Raw genomic sequence first — 21,672 nt, 5'->3', positions numbered from 1 at the left:
GTGTGCCCGAGTGTTACAGCGCTGTCAGGCCAAAGGGCCGCGCGGGTAACGTTTGAGCTGCTGGATCAGGTCGAGACCGGGGATCGGCCGGTCGAACAGGTAGCCCTGGCCGACATCGCAACGGTGGCGCCGCAGGAAGGTCAGTTGCTCGTAGGTCTCGATCCCTTCGGCCACCACCTTGATCTTCAGGTTGTGGGCCATGGCGATCACCGCGGAGGTGATTTCCATATCGTCCTGGTTGTCCGGGATTTCATGGATGAAGCTGCGATCGATCTTGATGATGTCGATCGGGAATTTCTTCAGGTAGCTCAGGGACGAATAGCCGGTGCCGAAGTCGTCCATGGCCAGGGTCAGGCCAAGCCTTTTCAACTGGTCGAGTTGCTGGTGGGTGTCTTCGGTGGCTTCCAGCAGCAGGCCTTCTGTCAGCTCAAGCTCCAGCAGGGCCGGCGCCAGCTGTTCTTCCTTGAGGATACTGGCGATGGAGGCCACCAGGTCCGGGTCGGAGAACTGCTTGGGCGACAGGTTGATCGCCACCTGCAGCTTGCCCAGCCCGGAGGCGGTCAGTTGCTTGCTCATGCGGCAGGCCTGGCGCGCGACCCATTTGCCGATCGGGATGATCAGGCCGGTTTCTTCGGCGACGCTGATGAACTGGTCCGGGCGGATCATGCCGCGTTCCGGGTGGTTCCAGCGCAACAGCGCCTCCATGCCCAGCAGGCGGCCGCTGCGCAGGCAGAGCTTGGGCTGGTAGAACACGTCCAGCTCGTTCTGGGTCAGGGCCCGGCGCAGGTTGTTCTCGACGAACAGCTTGTAGCTGGCCTCGGCGTTCAGCGCCTCGGTAAAGACCTGGACCTGGTGCTTGCCGTTGGCCTTGGCCTTGTGCAGGGCCAGGCCGGCGTTGCGCATCAGGGTCTGCGGGTCGCGGCCGTGCAGCGGCGCGCTGGCCAGGCCCACGGAGCCGGTGACGCTGATCAGCTGGTTGTCGACGAACATCGGCTTGTCGAGGGTGGTCAGCAGCTGGCTGGCGATCTGTTGCCCGGTTTCCAGGTCGGTATCGTCCAGCAGCACCGCGAATTCGTTGCTGGCAAAGCGCGCCAGGCTGCCGCTCGGGCTCAGGCTGTTGCGCAGGCGTCGGGCCAGGCTGATCAGCAGTTTGTCGCCGGTCTGGTGGCCGAGGCTGTCGTTGATCCGCTTGAAGTTGTCGATGTCCACCAGCAGCAGGCTGATGGGCGAGTCGCTGTCGCGGGCGAAACGCTCGTCGAGGTTGCGGATGAACGCCGGGCGGTTGCCCAGGTTGGTCAGGTTGTCGGTGTAGGCCAGGCGCTCGATGCGCTGTTGCGCCAGCTTGCTCTGGGTGATGTCTTCGTAGATGCCGATGTAGTGGGTCAGTTCGCGGTTGTCACCGTAGACCTTGGAAATCGACAGCTGGCCCCAGTAGGGCTCCAGGTTCTTGCGTCGGCTCTTGAACTCGCCTTGCCAGCTATTGCTCTTGGCCAGGCTCGAGGGCGCGTCGAACAGCAGCTCGCTGAGGTTCTCCAGGGCCGGCAGCTCGGAGAGCTTCTGGCCGTGGACTTCCTCGGTGCTGTACTGGGTGATGGCGGTGAAGCTGGGGTTGACGTATTCCACCACGCCTTCGCTGCTGACCAGCAGGAAGGCGTTGGCGCTCTGTTCCACGGCGCGCTGGAACAGGTGCAGGGCGCTGGTGGCGGCCCGTCGGTTGTGGTTGTTGATGACCTGGGCGAACTGGTCTGCCAGCTCACCGGCAAAGGCGATCTCATCGGACTGCCAGGCGCGGCTCTTGCCGGTCTGTTCCAGGCACAGCACGCCGACCACCTGGCCGTCGATGCGGATGCTGGCGTCGAGCATGGCATTGGTATCCCGCGGGCGCAGGCTTTCGGCCATTTCCCGGGTGCGCGGGTCGCGGTTGGCATTGTGGGCGTCGATGGCGCGGCTGGTGTGCAGGGCTTCCAGGTAGTCGGGGAAACCACTGACATCGATGATGTCCGGCAATACGTATTGCTGGCGATCGCGGTGATAGGAGCAGATCGGTACCAGGCGACTGCCTTCGAGGTTCCAGATGCTCGCACAGTCGATTTCGTAGATGTCGCAGGCGCAGCGGGTGATCAGTTCGGCGGCTTCGAGCAGGGACTTGCCGGCGCTGTAGCGCTGGCGCGCCAGGCGCAGGATCAGGTCCTGCTGGGCGCGTACCCGGTCGAGGTGGAGCAATTGTTCCTGCTGGGCGCGCTGGTTCAGTTCCAGGGCAATCTGCAGGCGGCTGTTCTGGGTTTCCAGGTCGGCGGCCGGCAAGCTCGGCTCCTGGCCGAGCAGGCCCTCGACCACCAGCAGGTAGCCGCGCAGCAGGTGACGGTTGTGTTGTTTGTAGGCTTCACCGACTTCCAGCAGGCTCAGTGGCCCCTGGGTGGTGTGCAGGGTGTAGCGAATCAGGTAATGCGGGCTGTCGACCAGTTGCTGCTGGATGGTGTCGTGCAGCCGGTAACGGGCTTCCGGTTCCATCAGGCTGGCATAGGGCGAGCCGACCAGGGCGCAGAGTTCAATGGCCGGTTGGCCGAACTGGCGCTCGCAATTGGGATCGAGAAACAGCAGTGCCCAGCTTGCTTCATTCAGCCGTTCGAAACGCAGCATGCCGAGCCGCGAGGGCACCGGCAATTGCGTTACTACCTCGGCCGCCAATCTATTGGCGACATCCGGTTGGCTTTTCATTGAGAGCTCGCTTCAAGAGTACGGGTCACGCTGGGTACAAACCGTTTTTCTGGCGTGTTGGGCAAGGTTGCATTAAGCAGGTCAGGCTGACAAGCACAACAGTGGCTCCGTGCCTTCAATGTATCGGCCGAGGAGGGGATTTCTTCAATTAACGGGCGTCGCCACCCGTCTATTTCAAGGGGCGCACGGTGTTTGCTGAATCGTTTATGGCATTGCCCGGAAAACAGGCAAAAAAAGCCCCGCCAATTGGCGGGGTTGAGGTACGAGCGTGGCGCTCGGAAATCGGTACGCGGGCCCGGTCTCCTCAAGGGAAGAGACCGGGGTCGCGGTTACAGCAGGATAGTGCGGATATCCGCCAGCAGGTCGCTCAGGCGCTTGGTGAAGCGCGCGGCGGCTGCACCGTTGATCACCCGGTGATCGTAGGACAGCGACAGTGGCAGCATCAGCTTGGGCTGGAAGGCCTTGCCGTCCCAGACCGGCTGGATGGTGGCCTTGGAGACACCGAGGATCGCCACTTCCGGCGCGTTGACGATCGGCGTGAAGCCGGTGCCGCCAATGTGCCCGAGGCTGGAAATGGTGAAGCAGGCGCCCTGCATGTCGTCGGCGGAGAGCTTCTTGGTCCGGGCTTTTTCAGCCAGGGAAGCCGCTTCGGCGGCGAGTTGCAGCAGGTTCTTCTGGTCGACGTTCTTGATCACCGGAACCAGCAGGCCATCCGGCGTGTCGACGGCGAAGCCGATGTTGACGTACTTCTTGCGGATGATCGCCTTGCCGCTTGGGGCCAGCGAACTGTTGAAGTCCGGCAGTTCCTTGAGCAGGTGAGCGCAGGTCTTGAGCAGCAGCGGCAGGATGGTCAGCTTGACGCCAGCCTTCTCGGCCACGGCTTTCTGGGCCACGCGGAACGCTTCCAGCTCGGTGATATCCGCCGAGTCGAATTGGGTCACGTGCGGCACGTTCAGCCAGCTGCGGTGCAGGTTGGCGGCGCCAGCCTGCATCAGGCGGGTCATCGGCACTTCTTCGATTTCGCCGAAGCGGCTGAAGTCCACGACCGGGATCGGCGGGATGCCGGCACCGCCGGTGGCGCCAGCAGGTGCGGCGGCCGGTGCTTCCTTGGCTTTCTGCATCATCGCCTTGACGTAGGCCTGCACGTCTTCCTTGAGGATGCGACCGTGGGGGCCGCTGGCGCTGACCGCGTTCAGCTCGACGCCGAATTCACGGGCCAGTTGGCGTACCGCCGGGCCGGCGTGAACCTTGGCACCCGGGTTGGCCGGAGCGGCTACCGGGGCAGCGGCTGGAGCCGGCGCAGCAGCAGGTGCGGCTTCAGCCTTGGCCGGTGCGGCAGGTGCAGCCGCTGGAGCAGGAGCGGTTGGCGCGGCAACGCCCTTGACCTTCAGCTTGAGGATCAGGTCGCCGGTACCGACTTCGTCGTCGAGCTTGATGGAAATGCTTTCCACCACGCCGGCGGCCGGCGATGGGATTTCCATGCTGGCTTTGTCGGATTCGAGGGTGATCAGCGATTGATCGACCTCGACGGTGTCGCCGGCCTTGACCGAGACTTCGATGATCTTGGCCTTGCCCGCCGAGCCGATATCCGGCACGTGGATGTCCTGGACGCTGTCGGCAACCGGAGCGGCCGGTGCAGCCACTGGCGCCGGAGCGGCAGCAGGTGCGGCGGCGGCTTGGGCCGGTGCTGGAGCAGCGGCCGACGCCGCGCCCGCGACTTTCAGGACCAGGATCAGGTCGCCGGTACCGACTTCGTCGTTGAGCTTGACGCTGATGCTTTCCACGACACCGGCGACCGGCGATGGGATTTCCATGCTGGCCTTGTCGGATTCGAGGGTGATCAGCGATTGATCAGCTTCGATGCTGTCGCCGACCTTGACCGAGATCTCGATGATCTGGGCCTTGCCCGACGAACCGATGTCCGGCACGTGCACTGGCTGGGCCGAGGCGGCGGCAGGTGCGGCGCTCGGAGCGGCAACTGGTGCGGCGGCCGCAACCGGTGCCGCCTGGGCGGCAGGGGCTGGTGCAGCCGCAGGCGCCGCAGCAGCGGCACCTTCGACTTCCAGTTCCAGCAACTCGTCGCCTTCTTTCAGGCGGTCGCCCAGCTTCACTTTCAGGCTCTTGATGATGCCGGCTTTCGGCGCGGGCACTTCCATGCTCGCCTTGTCCGATTCCAGCGTCAGGATGCTCTGGTCGGCTTCGATGCGGTCGCCGACCTTCACAAACAGTTCGATTACTTCACCTTCACCGCTGCCGATGTCAGGTACGCGAATGAGTTCGCTCACAGGGTGTCTCCTCAGCAGTCCAGTGGGTTGCGTTTTTCCGGGTTGATCCCGAACTTGACGATGGCGTCCGCCACCACCTTGGGTTCGATCTCACCACGGTCAGCCAAGGCTTCCAGGGCTGCCAACACCACGAAATGACGGTCGACTTCGAAGAAGTGACGCAGCTTCTTGCGGCTGTCACTGCGGCCGAAACCGTCGGTACCCAGGACTTTGAATTCCTTGGATGGGACCCACTGACGAATCTGTTCGGCAAACAACTTCATGTAGTCGGTAGAGGCGATCACCGGACCTTTGCGGCCGTTGAGGCATTCTTCGACGTAGCTCAGCTTTGGCTTCTGGCCCGGGTGCAGGCGGTTGCTGCGCTCCACGGCGAGGCCGTCGCGACGCAGTTCGTTGAAGCTGGTGACGCTCCACACGTCGGCGCCGATGTTGAATTGCTCACGCAGGATCTTCGCCGCTTCACGCACTTCGCGCAGGATGGTGCCGGAGCCCATCAGTTGCACGTGGTGGGCCGCTTCCTTGGTGTCTTCCTCGAGCAGGTACATGCCCTTGATGATGCCCTCTTCAACACCGGCCGGCATGGCAGGTTGCTGGTAGGACTCGTTCATCACGGTGATGTAGTAGAAAACGTCCTGCTGCTCTTCGGTCATCTTCTTCATGCCGTCCTGGATGATCACCGCCAGCTCGTAGCCGTAGGTTGGATCAAAGGTACGGCAGTTCGGGATGGTGCCCGCGAGGATGTGGCTGTGACCGTCTTCGTGCTGCAGGCCTTCGCCGTTCAGCGTGGTTCTGCCTGCGGTACCGCCGATCAGGAAGCCACGGGTGCGGCTGTCGCCGGCGGCCCAGGCCAGGTCGCCGATGCGCTGGAAGCCGAACATCGAGTAGAAGATGTAGAACGGCAGCATCGGCTGGTTGTGGCTGGAGTACGAAGTGCCGGCGGCGATGAAGGAGCTCATGGCGCCCGCTTCGTTGATGCCTTCTTCGAGAATCTGGCCCTTCTTGTCTTCCTTGTAGAACATCACCTGGTCTTTATCGACTGGCTCGTAGAGCTGGCCGACGGAGGAGTAGATGCCCAACTGACGGAACATGCCTTCCATGCCGAAGGTACGGGCTTCGTCCGGGATGATCGGGACGATGCGCGAACCGATTTCCTTGTCCTTGACCAGCTGCGCGAGGATCCGCACGAAGGCCATGGTGGTGGAGATTTCACGGTCGCCCGAGCCGTCCAGGATAGCCTTGAGGGTGTCGAGTGGCGGCGTCGGGATGTTGAAGCTTTGCGCGCGGCGCTGTGGCACGAAACCGCCCAATGCGGTACGGCGCTCGCTGAGGTAGCGGGCTTCGGCGCTGTTGGGTTCCGGCTTGAAGAACGGCAGGTTTTCCAGTTGGTCGTCTTTGACCGGAATGTCGAAACGATCGCGGAACAGCTTCAGGCTTTCGACATCGACCTTCTTGGTGTTGTGCGCGGTGTTCTTCGCTTCGCCGGCACCGGTGCCATAACCCTTGATGGTCTTGGCCAGGATGACGGTCGGTTGTTCCTTGTGGTTGACCGCTTCGTGGTACGCCGCGTAGACCTTGTACGGGTCGTGGCCGCCACGGTTGAGTTTCCAGATCTCGTCGTCGGACAGGTCGGCAACCATCGCCTTGAGTTCCGGCGAGTTGAAGAAGTGTTCGCGCACGAACGCGCCGTCTTTGGCCTTGTAGTTCTGGTACTCGCCGTCGATGACTTCGTCCATCCGGCGTTGCAGGATGCCGTCGACGTCCTTGGCCAGCAGTGGGTCCCAGAAACGGCCCCAGATGACTTTGGTGACGTTCCACTGGGCGCCACGGAACACGCCTTCGAGTTCCTGGATGATCTTGCCGTTGCCGCGAACCGGGCCGTCGAGGCGCTGCAGGTTGCAGTTGATGACGAAGATCAGGTTGTCCAGCTTCTCGCGGCCGGCCAGGGAGATGGCACCCAGGGATTCCGGCTCGTCGCACTCGCCGTCGCCCAGGAAGCACCAGACCTTCTGCTTGCCTTCAGGGATGAAACCGCGAGCTTCCAGGTACTTCATGAAGCGTGCCTGGTAGATCGCCTGGATCGGACCCAGACCCATGGATACGGTCGGGAACTGCCAGAAGTCCGGCATCAGCCAAGGGTGCGGGTAGGACGAGAGGCCCTGACCGTCGACTTCCTGGCGGAAGTTGTTCATCTGTTCTTCGGTGATGCGGCCTTCCATGAACGCACGGGCGTAGACGCCTGGCGAGGTGTGGCCCTGGAAGTAGATCAGGTCGCCGCCGTGTTCGTCAGTCGGGGCCTGGAAGAAGTAGTTGAAACCGATGTCATACAGGGTGGCGCTGGAGGCGAAGCTGGAGATGTGACCGCCCAGGTCAGAATCTTTCAAGTTCGTGCGCATTACCATGGCCATCGCGTTCCAGCGCACCAGCGAGCGAATGCGGCGTTCCATGAACAGGTCGCCAGGCATGCGTGCTTCGTGGGTGACGGGAATCGTGTTGCGGTAAGGCGTGGTGATGGCGTAGGGCAGTTGCGAGCCGCTGCGGGTCGCGAGTTCGCCCATACGGGTCATCAGGTAGTGAGCACGGTCTTCGCCTTCTTTGTCGAGAACCGATTCCAGGGCGTCCAGCCATTCCTGGGTTTCGACGGGATCGAGGTCTTGCATGGCTTGCTCCAGGGCGGAAAGGCTTCCAGAATCGGTTGCCTGAGTTTGCGACTGGCCTTGTGGGCAGACGACATAAATTCTTGGATGTCCGGAGGTTGTACCGGAGTCCTGTAGTTTTACTACAAATCGTCGACCATTTCAGCCTTTCGAATGTATAGACGAGTAGTAAAACTACAGATCGACGAGTAAAAACTTCCTGCTATGTTGTGAGCGTAATCGATATTGTTGGTTGGAAAATAATCAAGGTGACCACCTTTTTGAGGCTGGCTGCCAAAAAATAACCATTATCAGCTATTTCTAACTTTTGTTCGACAGTCCTTTCCAGAGCGTGTTTCTCGCTATCACAGACTGCGGCTGATTGTTCGATCACCAAGGATAGACCATGAGCCTTCCAATGTTGGCCGACCTGCCGGCCATTCTCCTGCCTGCCGCCAGTCGTGCCGAGCAGTCGTTTCGTGCCGCCGTCGCCGCCCTGGAGGATGATCACGGGCTGGCTGAATGGACCGCGCCACGCTGGGCGCAGTTCTCCCGGGTCAGCGCGGCCAGCGACTTCTTTATTGAACAATCGCTGCGTGACCCTTTGATGTTGCTGGAGCTGGCGCAGTTCGGCGACCTGGATCGCGGCTTCGCGCCGGGGGAGATGTGCGGGCAGATCGCCGCGGCGTTGCAGCAGGTCGAAACCGAGGACGAACTGGGCCGCGCCCTGCGCCGGCAGCGCACGCGCCAGCAGGTGCGGATCATCTGGCGCGACCTGACTCGCCAGGCGGACCTGGTGCAGACCTGTCGTGACCTTTCCGACCTGGCCGACGCCTGCATCGACCAGGGGTATCACTGGCTGTATCCACGGCATTGCCAGCAGTTCGGCACACCCACCGGGCGGCGCAGTGGCGAGCCGCAGCAGATGGTCATCCTCGGCATGGGCAAGCTCGGTGCCGTGGAGTTGAACCTGTCTTCCGACATCGACCTGATCTTTGCCTACCCGGAAGGTGGCGAGACAGTCGGGACCAAGCGCCCGCTGGACAACCAGGAGTTTTTCATCCGCCTGGGCCAGCGACTGATCAAGGCACTCGACCCTATCACCGTCGACGGCTTCGTGTTCCGCGTCGACATGCGCCTGCGCCCCTATGGCTCGGCCGGCGCGCTGGTGTTGAGCTTCAACGCGCTGGAACAGTATTACCAGGACCAGGGGCGCGACTGGGAGCGCTACGCGATGATCAAGGCGCGGGTGGTGGCCGGCGACCAGGTGGCCGGCGCGCAGTTGCTGGATATGCTGCGGCCCTTCGTCTATCGGCGCTATCTGGACTTCTCGGCCATCGAAGCGTTGCGCACCATGAAGCAGTTGATCCAGCAGGAAGTCCGGCGCAAGGGTATGGCCGAGAATATCAAGCTGGGTTCCGGCGGCATTCGCGAGGTCGAGTTCATTGCCCAGGCCTTCCAGCTGATTCATGGCGGGCGTGACCTGAGTCTGCAGCAGCGCCCGTTGTTGAAGGTACTGGGGACCCTGGAAGGCCAGGGTTACCTGCCGCCGGCGGTGATCGGCGAGTTGCGCAGCGGCTATGAATTCCTGCGCTACACCGAACATGCGATCCAGGCGATTGCCGACCGCCAGACCCAGATGCTGCCCGATGGCGAGAAGGATCGCGCGCGTATTGCTTTCATGATGGGCTTCGACAGTTGGGAGGCGTTTCATGAGCGGTTGATGTACTGGCGCGGGCGGGTCGACTGGCATTTCCGCCAGGTGATCGCCGATCCGGACGAAGAAGATGGCGCCGACTGTGAAGTGATGGTCGGCGGCGAATGGCTGCCGCTGTGGGAAGAGTCCCAGGATGAAGAGGCGGCCTGCCGGCAGTTGCAGGAAGGCGGTTTCAAGGATGCCGCCAAGGCCCTGAAGCAACTGACGGCGCTGCGCACCAGCCCGCAGTTGCGCGCCATGCAGCGGCTCGGTCGGGAGCGGCTCGATGCCTTTATCCCGCGCTTGCTGGCCCAGGCGGTGGAGCATGCCGATCCGGACCTGGTGCTGGAGCGGGTGCTGCCCCTGGTGGAAGCCGTGGCCCGGCGTTCGGCTTACCTGGTGCTGCTCACGGAAAACCCCGGTGCCTTGCGTCGCTTGCTGACCTTGTGTGCCGCGAGCCCCTGGATTGCCGAACAGATCACCCGCTTCCCGATGCTGCTCGACGAGTTGCTCAACGAAGGCCGGCTATTCAAGCCGCCCCTGGCGCCGGAGCTGGCCGCGGAGCTGCGTGAGCGCCTGACGCGGATTCCGGAAGACGACCTCGAGCAGCAGATGGAAGCCTTGCGCCACTTCAAGCTGGCGCATCGTCTGCGGGTCGCGGCCTCGGAAATCTCCGGCAGCCTGCCGTTGATGAAGGTCAGCGACTACCTCACCTGGCTCGCCGAAGCGATCCTCGAACAGGTGCTGGCCCTGGCCTGGCGCCAGACCGTCGGCCGCCATGGTTCGCCACGACGTGTCGATGGCAGCTTGTGCGACCCGGGCTTTATTATTGTCGGCTACGGCAAGGTCGGTGGTATCGAACTGGGCCATGGTTCGGACCTGGACCTGGTGTTTATCCACGACGGCGACCCGAATGCCGAGACCGATGGCGCCAAGCCTATCGATACCGCGCAGTTTTTCACCCGCCTGGGTCAGCGGATCATTCACCTGCTGACCACCCAGACCAACTCCGGCCAGCTCTATGAAGTGGACATGCGCCTGCGTCCGTCCGGGGCTTCGGGGCTGCTGGTCAGTTCCCTGGGCGCTTTCGAGCGTTACCAGCAGAACGAAGCCTGGACCTGGGAGCACCAGGCGCTGATCCGCGCCCGGGTGCTGGTAGGTTGCAACGAGGTCGGCACGGCGTTCGAGAAGGTACGCGCGGCGGTGCTGGGGCGTGAGCGGGATTTGCCGACCTTGCGTCAGGAAGTCAGCGAGATGCGCGCCAAGATGCGCGACAACCTGGGGAGCAAGGCCACCGCGGCGGGCACGGCGGCCAATGCCTTCGAGGCCACGGCGCCCTTCGATATCAAGCAGGATGCCGGTGGTATCGTCGATATTGAATTTATGGTGCAATACGCGACATTGGCTTGGTCGAAAGCGCACCCGGCGTTACTCCGCTATACCGACAATATCCGCATTCTCGAAGGGTTGGAGCAGGCGGGCCTGATCCCCGCCACGGACGCCCACCTGCTGCGCGAGGCCTACAAGGCCTATCGCTCCGCCGCCCACCGCCAGGCGTTGCAGAAGGAGGCGGGGGTGATCACCGGCGATCAGTTCGCGGTCGAACGCCGCGATGTCATGCGGATATGGACCGAGCTGGGGCTAAGCTGATTGATATTTTAGAGGCGGGGAGGCATAAGCCTCCCCGCATCGTTTGTGGAAGCCTATGAATATTCTGATCGTTGGGCCCAGCTGGGTCGGTGACATGGTGATGGCTCAGACACTGTTCCAGTGCCTGAAGCAGCGTCATCCGCAGTGCGAGATCGATGTGCTGGCCCCGGAATGGAGCCGCCCGATCCTCGAGCGCATGCCCGAGGTGCGGGCCGCCTTGAGCTTTCCGCTCGGCCACGGCGCGCTGGAACTGGCCACGCGGCGGCGCATCGGCAAGTCCCTGGCCGGCCGGTACGACCAGGCGATCCTGTTGCCCAACTCGCTGAAGTCGGCGCTGGTGCCGTTTTTTGCCGGCGTGCCGAAGCGCACCGGCTGGCGTGGCGAGTTTCGCTATGGCCTGCTCAACGATGTGCGCAAACTGGATAAGGAACGTTATCCGCTGATGATCGAGCGATTCATGGCCCTGGCCTATGAGCCGGGTGAAAGCCTGCCGACGCCGTATCCGCGGCCGAGCCTGCGGATCGACCCGGCCAGCCGCGAGGCCGCGCTGGCCAAGTTCGAGCTGAGCCTGGATCGCCCGGTACTGGCTCTGTGCCCGGGGGCCGAGTTCGGCGAATCCAAGCGCTGGCCGTCGGAGCATTACGCAAAAGTCGCCGAGGTGCGGATTCGTGAAGGTTGGCAGGTCTGGCTGTTCGGTTCGAAGAACGATCATGGGGTCGGTGAAGACATTCGTCAGCGCCTGATTCCCGGGCTGCGCGAAGAGGCGGTCAACCTCAGTGGCGCCACATCCCTGGCCGAGGCCATCGACCTGATGTCTTGCGCCGATGCGGTGGTTTCCAACGATTCGGGGTTGATGCACGTCGCTGCCGCGTTGAACCGCCCGCTGGTGGCGATCTACGGCTCGACTTCGCCGGGTTTCACCCCGCCGTTGGCGGACCAGGTGGAGATTGTCCGCCTGGGCCTGGAGTGTAGTCCCTGCTTCGACCGGACCTGCCGCTTCGGCCATTACAACTGCCTGCGTCAGCTTGAGCCGACCCCGGTGAACGAAGCCTTGCAGCGTTTGCACGGCACTGCGGTCGAGGTCCACTAATTGCGCGTATTGCTGGTCAAGACCTCTTCCCTGGGCGATATCATTCATGCCTTGCCGGCCCTTACCGATGCCGCGCGGGCGATTCCCGGCATCCGTTTCGACTGGGTGGTCGAGGAAGGCTTCGCCGAACTACCGAGCTGGCACCCGGCGGTGGACAAGGTGATTCCGGTGGCGATCCGCCGCTGGCGCAAGAATATCTGGCAGACCCTCAAGAGTGGCGAGTGGCGGCGGTTCAAGGAGAGCCTGCGGGCCAAGCCGTACGATCTGGTGATCGATGCCCAGGGCCTGGTGAAAAGCGCGTTGCTGACCCGTTATACCAAGGCCCCGGTGGCCGGTCCGGACAAACAGTCGGCCCGCGAACCCCTGGCCAGTCGTTTTTATTCGCGGCGCCTGGCGGTGTCGCGCAATCAGCATGCGGTTGATCGCATGCGCCAGTTGTTTGCCTTGGCGCTGGGTTATGACCTGCCCAGGGGTATGGGCGACTACGGCCTGGATGCCGACAAGCTGGTCGAGTTGCCGCGCAAGCCTTTCGTGGTGTTCCTGCATGGCACCACCTGGGACACCAAGCACTGGCCGGAAGCCTATTGGCGCGAACTGGCCGTGCGCCTCGGTCAGTTGGGTGTACCGGTGAAACTGCCCTGGGGCAATGCCGAGGAAAAGGCCCGGGCCGAGCGGATTGCGCGCAACCTGAAGCATGTCGTGGTGCTGCCCAGGCTGAACCTGGCCGGGGTTGCGAAGGTACTGGCCGCCGCCACTGCCTGCGTGGCGGTGGATACCGGCCTCGGTCACCTGGCCGCCGCGCTGGATGTGCCGACGCTGTCGCTGTTCGGTCCGACCAGCTCGATCCTGACCGGTGCCTACGGCCGGTCGCAGATTCATCTGGCGAGCAACTTCCCCTGCGCGCCTTGTCTTCAAAAGAAATGCACCTACGTTCCGACAGCGGAGGACCAGCAGCGCTTCGATCTGAAGCGCGAGTTGCCTCTGTGCTTCACCCGTTTGAATCCCGAACGGGTGGCAAGCCGATTGAGCGCGCTGTTAATGGCTGAGGAGCGGCACTGATGCAATTGGCTTTTGTCCTGTACAAGTACTTTCCGTTTGGCGGATTACAGCGTGACTTCATGCGCATTGCCCTGGAATGCCAGCAGCGCGGGCACCAGATCCGCGTCTACAGCCTGTTCTGGGAGGGCGATATCCCGCCCGGCTTCGAAGTGGTGATGGTGCCGGTCAAGGCGTTGTTCAATCATCGGCGTTACGCCAGGTTCAGTGCCTGGGTAAAGGCCGACCTGGCCAAGCGGCCAGTGGCACGGCTGATCGGCTTCAACAAGATGCCTGATCTGGACGTCTATTATGCTGCCGACGGTTGCTTCGAAGACAAGGCGCAGAACCAGCGTCATTCGCTCTATCGCCTCTGGGGCCGCTATCAGCATTTCGCCGAGTATGAGCGGGCGGTGTTCGCCAGGGAGGCGAAGACTGAAATCCTGATGATCTCCGAAGTCCAGCAGCCGTTGTTCGTCAAACACTACGACACCCCGCCGGAGCGTTTCCACCTGCTGTCGCCGGGCATTTCCCTGGACCGTCGGGCGCCGGCGAATGCCGCCGAAATCCGCGCCGAGTTCCGCCGCGAGTTCAAGCTGGCGGACGATGAGCTGCTGCTGGTGCAGATCGGTTCCGGGTTCAAGACCAAGGGGCTCGATCGCAGCCTCAAGGCCCTGGCCGCGTTGCCGCCGGCCCTGAAAGAACGCACCCGGCTGTTTGTCATTGGCCAGGACGACCCCAAGACCTTCCAGGCGCAGAGTGCTGCGCTGGGATTGGGCGAGCGTGTGCAATTCCTCATGGGGCGCAGCGATATCCCGCGCTTCCTGTTGGGAGCCGATCTGCTGATCCATCCGGCCTACAACGAAAATACCGGTACGGTGCTGCTTGAGGCCCTGGTGGCCGGGTTGCCGGTGCTGGTGACCGCGGTCTGCGGTTATGCCCGCTACATCGCCGAGGCCGACTGCGGCCTGGTGCTGGACGAACCGTTCGAGCAGTCCCAGCTCAATCAGTCTCTGGAACGTATGTTGTCCGATCAGGCCGCGCGCCAGGTGTGGAGCCAGCATGGCCTGAGCTACGCCGAGACCGCCGACCTCTACAGCATGCCGCAGCGCGCGGCGGACGTGATCCTGGGGGAACTACCGCAATGAAGCTGATCCTGGCCGAACCGTTCAAGCGCTTGTGGGCTGGACGCGATGCGTTCGCCGAGGTCGAGCGCCTGGAGGGTGTGGTTTACCGTGAGCTGGAAGCGCGACGGACCTTGCGTACGGAAGTCGACGGCCGTGGTTATTTCGTCAAGATCCACCGTGGCATCGGCTGGCGCGAGATTTTCAAGAACCTGTTGACCGCCAAGTTGCCGGTCCTCGGCGCGGGGCAGGAGTGGCGGGCGATCCAGCGCTTGCAGGAAGTCGCGGTGCCGACCATGACCGCCGTGGCTTATGGCGAGCGTGGCAGCAATCCGGCGGACCAGCATTCGTTTATCGTCACGGAGGAACTGGCGCCGACCATCAGTCTCGAAGACTTCAGCATGGACTGGCCCAAGCAGCCGCCGGAGCCACGGCTCAAGCGCGCGCTGATCGCCGAAGTGGCGCGCATGACCGGCATGATGCATCGCGCCGGGGTCAATCATCGCGACTGCTATATCTGCCATTTCCTGCTGCATACCGACAAACCGGTGACGGCCGAGGACCTCAAGCTTTCGGTCATCGACCTGCACCGTGCCCAGACCCGCGCGGCGATTCCCGCGCGCTGGCGCAACAAGGACCTGGCGGCGCTGTATTTCTCGGTGCTGGATATCGGTCTGAGCCGGCGCGACCTGCTGCGTTTCCTGAAAGGCTATTTCCGCCAGCCGCTGCGTCAGATCCTGCGCGATGAAGCCGCGCTGCTGGCCTTGCTCGAGCGCAAGGCGGAAAAACTTTACCAGCGCAAACTGCGCTACGGCGGCGTGCTCTGATGTCGCTGCGCTTGCGTCGTTTGGCGAAGGATGGGGTTGATGCGTTTATCTGAATTGAAAGCGGCCGGACGGGCTCCGGCTTTGCCCCTGGACCTGGAGTTGGCGGATGCCGCCGGCCGTGCGCAGTTGCAGTTGCTGAGTCTGTTGCGTGTGTTGCCCGGTCAGCGTTATGTCGGCGCCGGGGTTTGGCGTGGACGTCCGGTGCTGGCCAAATTACTGGTGGGCAACAAGGCGCCACGGCACTTCCAGCGTGAATTGCAGGGTGTTCGGCTGTTGGCCGAGCAGGGCCTGACCACGCCGCTGTTGTTGGTCGACGGTTTGAAAGAGGGCGAGGGCGGTTGGTTGCTGTTCGAGTTTCTCGAAGGTGCCGAGAGCCTGGGCGAGGCCTGGAGCAAGGTTGAATCGCTGCCGTTGTTGGCCGACGAACAGCAACAGGTACTGGCCGAGGCGCTGGGCGTCATTGCGCAGATGCACGGCAAGGGCCTGTGGCAGGAAGATCTGCACCTGGACAATCTGCTGCGCCATGACGGCAAGCTGTATTTGATCGACGGTGCCGGAATACGTGCCGAACAGCCGGGCCAGCCGTTGTCACGGCAGAAGGTTCTGGAGAACCTCGGGGTGTTTTTCGCCCAGTTGCCCAAGGCGTTCGAGCCGTTTATCGAAGAGCTGCTGGTGCATTACCTGCTGAGTAACGGCGAGCATGCGTTGCCGCTGGAGGCTTTGCTCAAGCAGGTGGACAAGGTTCGTGGTTGGCGCTTGAAGGACTTTCTCGGCAAGGTCGCCCGCGACTGTTCGCTGTTCAGTGTTCGGAGCGGGGCCTTTGGCCTGCGGGCCATTCGTCGCGAAGAAGAAGCAGCGCTGGCGCCGGTGCTGGAGCAAGCCGATGCACTGCTCGCCCAAGGGCCCTTGTACAAGAACGGCGGAACGGCCACGGTCGGGCGAGTCGATGTCGGTGGCCGCCCGTTGGTCCTCAAGCGCTACAACATCAAGGGGGTCGGTCATTGGCTCAAGCGTTTCTGGCGGCCGAGCCGGGCCTGGCACTCCTGGCGCGAGGGCAATCGCCTGGCGTTCCTCGGGATCGCCACGCCCAAGCCGCTCGCGGTGCTGGAGCGGCGGTTCTTCTGGCTGCGCAGCCGCGCCTATCTGCTCACGGAACACCTTTCCGGGCCTGATGTGATCGAGCGTTTTGCGCCGTACGTGGAGTCGGGCGCAGTGCCGCCGGCCGAGCTCACGGCGCTGGAGCAACTGTTTGCCGAGTTGATCCGCGAGCGCATCAGCCACGGTGATTTCAAGGGGCATAACCTGTTCTGGCAGGATGACCGTTGGACCCTGATCGACCTGGACTCGATGCGCCAACATACCTCGGCCCAGAGCTTCGCCAAGGCTTATGCCCGTGATCGGGCGCGCTTTATGCGCAACTGGCCGCCGAGCAGCACTTTGTATCAATTGATTGATCAGCGTTTGCCCCGCCTCCAGGGCTGATACCTCTGCGGCGGGCGAAGCGGGCAGATGAAACCAGAGTGATCGTCTGCCCGCTGTCAGCTCCCGCATTGATAATCCTTGCTATAATCCCGCCCTTTAGTTGCTTGCCACTCCTTTGGCGGCACACATTTTTTCGGGCGCCTTGTCGCCTGCATATGGACTTTGAGAGGCTAGACCCCTGTGGCATTGACGATTCTCGGCCTGTCCGGCGCCCTTAGTCATGATCCCTCCGCAGCGCTGTACATCGACGGCAAGCTGATTGCAGCGGCCGAAGAAGAACGCTTCGTACGCGACAAGCATGCAAAGAACCGCATGCCCTACGAATCGGCGAAGTTCTGCCTGGAGCAGGCGGGTATCAAACCGTCCGACGTTGATGTGGTGGCGATTCCGTTCGCCCCCATCAGCCTGTTTGGCAAGGCTCGCTGGCACTATGCCAAACGTTACTGGTACGCCCCGGATCGCGCCCTTGACGCGCTCCTGATGGGCAACCGCCGCTACAAGCGCTATCGCAACAAGATCGTCTGGTGCCTGGAGCAACTGGGCTTCGATCCGAAGAAAGTCAAGATCGAGCCGGTCGAGCACCATCTGGCCCACGCCTCCAGCGCCTACCACTGTTCCGGTTTCAAAGAGAAAACCGCGATCCTCGGTATCGACGGCAAGGGCGAGTACGCCACGACCTTCTTCGGCTACGGCGAAAACGGCAAGATCCACAAGATCAAGGAGTTCTTCGATCCGGACTCCCTGGGTGGCCTGTACGGCGCGATCACCGAGTTCCTCGGCTTTGAAATGCTCGACGGCGAATTCAAGGTGATGGGCATGGCCCCTTACGGCGATGCCAGCCAGTATGATTTCTCGCGCCTGGCCTCCTTCGAAAACGGCGAGCTGGTGATCAACACCGACTACGCCAACGTTGTCGGCCTGCGTCGCTACAAGGAAAAGGGCAAGGGCTTCTACTTCTCGCCGAAACTGATCGAATGGTTGGGCCCCAAGCGCGAAGGCGATATTGCCGACGAGCCCTACATTCACTACGCGGCCAGCATGCAAGCGCTGTTCGAGAAGATCTCGCTGCAGATGATCGACTACTACCTGGGTGATGTTCTCAAGGAAACCGGCAAGCTGGCCTTTGCCGGCGGTTGCGCGCTGAACGTCAAGCTGAACCAGAAGATCATCGCCCGTGACGACGTCAAGGAGCTGTTCGTGCAACCGGCTTCCGGCGACGCCGGTACGGCGGTGGGCGCTGCGGCCTATGTGTCCCATGCCCGCGGTGTGCCGGTGGAGAAGATGGAGCACGTCTATCTCGGCCCGTCCTACAGCAACGAAGATGTGATCGCCGCCTGCGCGCGTCACGAGAACGCGCCGAAGTGGCGCAAACTCGAGAACATGCCGGAGCAGATCGCCAAGATCATGGTCGACGGCAATCCGGTGGCCTGGTTCCAGGGCCGCATGGAGTTCGGTCCGCGGGCCCTGGGGGGGCGTTCGATCATCGGTTGTCCGAGCATCGCCGGCGTGGCCGATCGGATCAACCACCAGATCAAGTTCCGCGAGCGCTGGAGGCCTTTCTGCCCGTCGATGCTCGACACTGTGGCCCCACAGATGATCAAGATCGATCATCCTGCGCCGTTCATGACCTTCACTTTCGAAGTGGCTGAAGAGTGGAAGACCCGTGTGCCGGAAGTCGTCCATGAAGACGGTACTTCGCGGGCCCAGGTGCTCAAGCGCGAATACAACCCGCGCTACTACGACATGATGAAGGCGCTGGAGGTACTCACCGGTAATGGTGTCTCCCTGAACACCTCGCTGAACCGTCGTGGCGAACCGATGATCTGCTCGCCGACCGATGCCCTGAACATGTTCTTCGGCTCGGACCTGCAGTACTTGATCATGGAAGACATCCTGGTGATCAAGGAAGGAGCGGAGGCTTATGACTTGCTTGGTTGAGCGCCGTGTCCTGCAGTTCTGCCATAGTTATAGTAGTCCGTTTCTTGACTGTGCCCGTCAGTACGCCAGTCTGTTCAGTGGTACCGGCTACCGGGTAACCACGGTGTTCCTGACGGGGGCCGCTGACGCTGATGTCGCGGCCAGTTGTGCGTCGGATGAAGTGCTGTTCATGGAGTACAGCTCCAAGTCTGTTGGCGGTCTGAAGCTGGGCGCCATTCGTGATTTGCGCAAGATCATCGCGGCGCGGAATTTCAGCTTCTGTATAGCTCATCGCTCCAAACCCATCTTTATCAGCATCTTGGGCTCCTCGTTGCCGATTATTGGTGTGCACCATGCCTTCGGTGACTACCAGCGTGGTAGTCGCCGGCTGTTCGCCAATTTGTTCCGTAAACGCCTGAGTCTGCTTGCTGTTTCCGATGCAGTGCGTGATGAGATTCGTCAGAGTTTGCCGGGTTGGCCTGAAGAGCGTATCAACACGCTCTATAACCGCGTTGATATCGATGCCCTTCAAGCCAGCCAACTGCCATCGGCTCAGGCGCGTGACGCGCTGGGATTGTCACGCGAGGCTTGGATCGTTGGGAATGTCGGGCGACTTCATCCCGATAAGGATCAGGCTACATTGATCCGCGGATTTGCGATTGCCCTGCCGGGGCTGCCTCGGAATAGCCAATTAGCCATTCTCGGCAACGGTCGGTTGGAGCCGGAGCTCAAGGCGCTCGCACAGGAACTAGGGATTGCCGAGCAAGTTTTGTTCCTGGGAAACGTCCCTGAGGCCCGGCGCTACTTCAAGGCCTTCGATGTATTTGCGTTGAGTTCCAATTACGAGCCCTTTGGGATGGTCTTGCTCGAGGCCATGGCGGCGGGAGTGCCGCTTCTTGCTGCTGATTGTGGCGGCGCCAAGGAAGTCGTCGAGAATGTCGGTATTTTATTTCCGCTGGCGGATGCCGAGCATCTGGCGCAGGGGCTCAAGCGCCTCGCTGCACTCGATGATGAACAACGTCTGGCCTTTGCCGGACTCATGCTGGCGCGTTTGCGTGAGCGTTTTTCGGATCAAGCGGTACGTGAGGCCTTCTGGCGCTTGCCGCAGGTTGCCGATCTGACTGTTGAGGCCTGATTTGACAGGCTTCCAGTGGAGAGATGTATGAGTAAGCGCTTCAAGATTCTGCAATTGCAGCCAGACTACAATGTCAAAAGAAATGATTTCTCCGATTTGGCCGAACAGATTGTCCTGGCCCTGCCCAAAGAGCGCTATGAAGTAACATCGGCTTTTTTACGCGGGCGCCCCGGGCCTGGGGAGCCCGTCAGCCGCGCCGAGCATTCGGTTTATTTCGAGTTTTCCGACAATGCCCTCAAGGGCATCATGCGCTTGTTGGTGATGTGGCGCTTGTATCAGTTCTGTCGTAAGGGGCAATTCGATGCAGTTATCTGCAATCGTTTCAAACCGGTGAACATGCTGTTGCAGCTCAATCGCTGGTTGAAAATCCCCTTGTGTATTGGCATCTCTCATGGCTTCGGTGAGTATGATCGACATTACCGGCGCCGCCAGGTCCAGGTCCTGGCTGACAAGCATTGGCGCTTCGTCGGGGTTTCACCCGCGGTGAAAGCGTACCTGTTGGGTTGCCAATCCGGCTTCACCGATAAAAATACCTATGCGATCAGTAATGCGATTGATATCGAACAGGCGGAACGCTTGCAGCACTCACGTGAGCATTCACGCGAGCTGTTGGGGTTGTCACCTTCGGTCCGCTTGATCGGCGCGCTGGGTCGCCTGGTGCCGGTCAAGGGGCACACGTATCTGCTGCAGGCCTTTGCCAGGCTCAAGGACAAGTATCCTGATACTCAACTGGCAATCATCGGGGCCGGACGGGAGGATGCCAACCTGAAGGCCGAAATCGAGCGTTTGGGGTTGGAAGGGCGGGCGCATCTGCTGGGCTTTCGTGAAAACGCGCTGCAGTACGTCCGGGCATTCGATATCTGGGCCATGCCTTCTCTGAGCGAAGGTATGAGCCTTGCCTTGATGGAGGGCATCAGTGGGCATTTGCCGGTTATTGCCTCCGATATTCCGGCTATGTCGTCTGTGATTCAAGGGGCGGGTGGTTTGCTGGTGAAACCGGCTGATGTGCCATCGTTGACCAGTGCGCTGGATAACTACCTGGGACTCTCGGATGAGACGCTAAGAGCCAAGGGCGAGCAGGCCTACCAGTACTTGCAGGCGCAGCATGACATCGAGGTATACCGCCAGGAATATCTAAACCTGGTTGAGACAGGTCTGGCTCAAGCGGGTAAGGCTCATCCATGAAAGACGCATTGCCATTGGTATCGGTCATTATCGCCTCTTACAATCATGGCCCTTATATTGAACAAAGCATTCTCAGTGTCCTGAACCAGACGTATCCGAATATCGAATTACTGGTGGTCGACGATGGCTCCAGTGATGACAGCGTCGAGCGCATCCGACGCCTGCAAACCGAGCATGGTTTCGACTTCCTCGTTCAAGAGAACCAAGGCTTGCCTCGCACGCTCAATGGTGCTGTTGCCCGGTCCAGGGGGAGTTTGATTGCTCCGTTCGGGTCTGACGATATTATGTTGCCCGAGCGCATAGCAATCCAGGTCGCCCATATGGACGGTAAACCCGAGGTAGGGATCTGTGCTGGCAATATGGAACTGATCGATAGCGATGGCAATCCTTTCCCCGAGAAGCGCCCGTGCCGGGATGTGCCATTCCGTCGCTTGGATTTCGATGACATGTTTCTTGATCGCAAGCCCTATCCGCCTGCGCCTACCTTGCTGATTCGACGTGAGGCTCTGGAGAAGGTGGGTGGCTTCGACCCGACGATCCGTCTGGAGGACCTGCTGATCGAGTTGAAGATCACGCACGCCGGTTACTTTATCGATGCGCTCGGGGTGTCGATGGCCCTCTATCGTAAACACGCCAGCAATTCATCCAAGAATCATCGGTTTATGATCGAGGCTATTCTCAAGACCTATGCCCTGTTCAGTGATCACGCTGCCTACGACGAAGTACGTTACAAGTTCCTGAATTCGATGTTCGTCAAAACAGCCAATCGGGACCGAATACTGGCCCGGGAGTTGCTCAAGCAGTTGCCCTTCAAATACTTTGACCGCAAGACCTTACGTGGTTTGGGGCGCTTGTTTTTCTCGCCACTGAAGAAAGGGTGAGTGAGGTTGCTCTG

At 61.4% G+C, this 21,672-nt stretch carries 13 protein-coding genes; 10 read left to right on the top strand and 3 right to left on the bottom strand.

Features of this window, described 5'->3' with window-relative positions; all coding sequences use genetic code 11:
- Positions 1-24: 24 nt before the first annotated feature.
- The 3 genes from M5C56_RS09420 to aceE form a co-directional block, all read right to left on the bottom strand.
- Positions 25-2,718 (bottom strand): GGDEF and EAL domain-containing protein, encoded by a 2,694-nt coding sequence (locus M5C56_RS09420; protein ID WP_103498026.1) that lies wholly within the window; start codon positions 2,716-2,718, stop codon positions 25-27.
- A 329-nt stretch (positions 2,719-3,047) separates the two neighbouring features.
- Entirely contained in the window at positions 3,048-5,003 is a 1,956-nt protein-coding gene (gene aceF / locus M5C56_RS09415; protein ID WP_103498027.1) for a dihydrolipoyllysine-residue acetyltransferase, read from the bottom strand.
- Positions 5,004-5,014: 11 nt separating this feature from the next.
- A complete protein-coding gene (gene aceE, locus M5C56_RS09410; RefSeq protein WP_103498028.1) occupies positions 5,015-7,660 on the bottom strand; it encodes a pyruvate dehydrogenase (acetyl-transferring), homodimeric type in 2,646 nt (881 codons plus the stop codon).
- A 382-nt stretch (positions 7,661-8,042) separates the two neighbouring features.
- Between aceE and glnE the strand changes: the two genes are divergently transcribed.
- The 10 genes from glnE to M5C56_RS09360 all read left to right on the top strand — a co-directional run bounded on the left by glnE (position 8,043) and on the right by M5C56_RS09360 (position 21,658).
- On the top strand, positions 8,043-10,982 hold the full coding sequence (gene glnE / locus M5C56_RS09405; RefSeq protein ID WP_103498029.1) for a bifunctional [glutamate--ammonia ligase]-adenylyl-L-tyrosine phosphorylase/[glutamate--ammonia-ligase] adenylyltransferase: 2,940 nt from the start codon (positions 8,043-8,045) through the stop codon (positions 10,980-10,982).
- 55 nt (positions 10,983-11,037) lie between these two features.
- The gene (gene waaF, locus M5C56_RS09400) at positions 11,038-12,072 is read left to right on the top strand and encodes a lipopolysaccharide heptosyltransferase II (protein WP_103498030.1); all 1,035 of its coding nucleotides are present in this window, start codon (positions 11,038-11,040) and stop codon (positions 12,070-12,072) included.
- Positions 12,073-13,131 carry a lipopolysaccharide heptosyltransferase I gene (gene waaC / locus M5C56_RS09395; RefSeq protein WP_103498031.1) on the top strand — a complete coding sequence of 353 codons (1,059 nt, stop codon included), beginning with the start codon at positions 12,073-12,075 and terminating at the stop codon, positions 13,129-13,131.
- The gene (locus tag M5C56_RS09390; RefSeq protein WP_103498032.1) at positions 13,131-14,255 is read left to right on the top strand and encodes a glycosyltransferase family 4 protein; all 1,125 of its coding nucleotides are present in this window, start codon (positions 13,131-13,133) and stop codon (positions 14,253-14,255) included. The genes waaC and M5C56_RS09390 overlap by 1 nt, the downstream gene beginning before the upstream one ends.
- Complete coding sequence (rfaP, locus tag M5C56_RS09385; protein WP_103498033.1) at positions 14,252-15,058, top strand: lipopolysaccharide core heptose(I) kinase RfaP; 807 nt, start codon at positions 14,252-14,254, stop codon at positions 15,056-15,058. The genes M5C56_RS09390 and rfaP overlap by 4 nt, the downstream gene beginning before the upstream one ends.
- Positions 15,059-15,097: 39 nt before the next feature.
- The gene (locus tag M5C56_RS09380) at positions 15,098-16,540 is read left to right on the top strand and encodes a lipopolysaccharide kinase InaA family protein (protein ID WP_103498034.1); all 1,443 of its coding nucleotides are present in this window, start codon (positions 15,098-15,100) and stop codon (positions 16,538-16,540) included.
- Between the two features lie 180 nt (positions 16,541-16,720).
- Positions 16,721-18,478: a carbamoyltransferase gene (locus M5C56_RS09375; protein ID WP_103498035.1), complete on the top strand. Its 1,758-nt coding sequence runs from the start codon at positions 16,721-16,723 to the stop codon at positions 18,476-18,478.
- Positions 18,462-19,592, top strand: coding sequence for a glycosyltransferase (locus tag M5C56_RS09370; protein ID WP_103498036.1), 1,131 nt, complete (start codon positions 18,462-18,464; stop codon positions 19,590-19,592). The genes M5C56_RS09375 and M5C56_RS09370 overlap by 17 nt, the downstream gene beginning before the upstream one ends.
- A gap of 27 nt (positions 19,593-19,619) precedes the next feature.
- Positions 19,620-20,777, top strand: a complete 1,158-nt coding sequence (locus tag M5C56_RS09365) for a glycosyltransferase (protein WP_103498037.1) — start codon at positions 19,620-19,622, stop codon at positions 20,775-20,777.
- Positions 20,774-21,658, top strand: coding sequence for a glycosyltransferase (locus M5C56_RS09360; protein ID WP_103498038.1), 885 nt, complete (start codon positions 20,774-20,776; stop codon positions 21,656-21,658). Before M5C56_RS09365 ends, M5C56_RS09360 begins: the two co-directional genes overlap by 4 nt.
- The last annotated feature ends 14 nt before the right edge of the window (positions 21,659-21,672 follow it).

This window comes from Pseudomonas sp. MWU13-2862, assembly GCF_023242495.1.
In the GTDB taxonomy this organism is placed as follows: domain Bacteria; phylum Pseudomonadota; class Gammaproteobacteria; order Pseudomonadales; family Pseudomonadaceae; genus Aquipseudomonas; species Aquipseudomonas gingeri_D.
The sequence above is the reverse complement of the archived record's forward strand: the minus strand, read 5'-3'. Positions and strand labels throughout refer to the sequence as shown.

What these genes read in the sequence shown, in the direction of transcription:
- M5C56_RS09420 (WP_103498026.1), bottom strand. Translation starts at nt 2,718, where the DNA reads ATGAAAAGCCAACCGGATGTCGCCAATAGATTGGCGGCCGAGGTAGTA.
- aceE (WP_103498028.1), bottom strand. Translation starts at nt 7,660, where the DNA reads ATGCAAGACCTCGATCCCGTCGAAACCCAGGAATGGCTGGACGCCCTG.
- glnE (WP_103498029.1), top strand. Translation starts at nt 8,043, where the DNA reads ATGAGCCTTCCAATGTTGGCCGACCTGCCGGCCATTCTCCTGCCTGCC.
- waaF (WP_103498030.1), top strand. Translation starts at nt 11,038, where the DNA reads ATGAATATTCTGATCGTTGGGCCCAGCTGGGTCGGTGACATGGTGATG.
- M5C56_RS09390 (WP_103498032.1), top strand. Translation starts at nt 13,131, where the DNA reads ATGCAATTGGCTTTTGTCCTGTACAAGTACTTTCCGTTTGGCGGATTA.
- rfaP (WP_103498033.1), top strand. Translation starts at nt 14,252, where the DNA reads ATGAAGCTGATCCTGGCCGAACCGTTCAAGCGCTTGTGGGCTGGACGC.
- M5C56_RS09380 (WP_103498034.1), top strand. Translation starts at nt 15,098, where the DNA reads ATGCGTTTATCTGAATTGAAAGCGGCCGGACGGGCTCCGGCTTTGCCC.
- M5C56_RS09370 (WP_103498036.1), top strand. Translation starts at nt 18,462, where the DNA reads ATGACTTGCTTGGTTGAGCGCCGTGTCCTGCAGTTCTGCCATAGTTAT.
- M5C56_RS09365 (WP_103498037.1), top strand. Translation starts at nt 19,620, where the DNA reads ATGAGTAAGCGCTTCAAGATTCTGCAATTGCAGCCAGACTACAATGTC.
- M5C56_RS09360 (WP_103498038.1), top strand. Translation starts at nt 20,774, where the DNA reads ATGAAAGACGCATTGCCATTGGTATCGGTCATTATCGCCTCTTACAAT.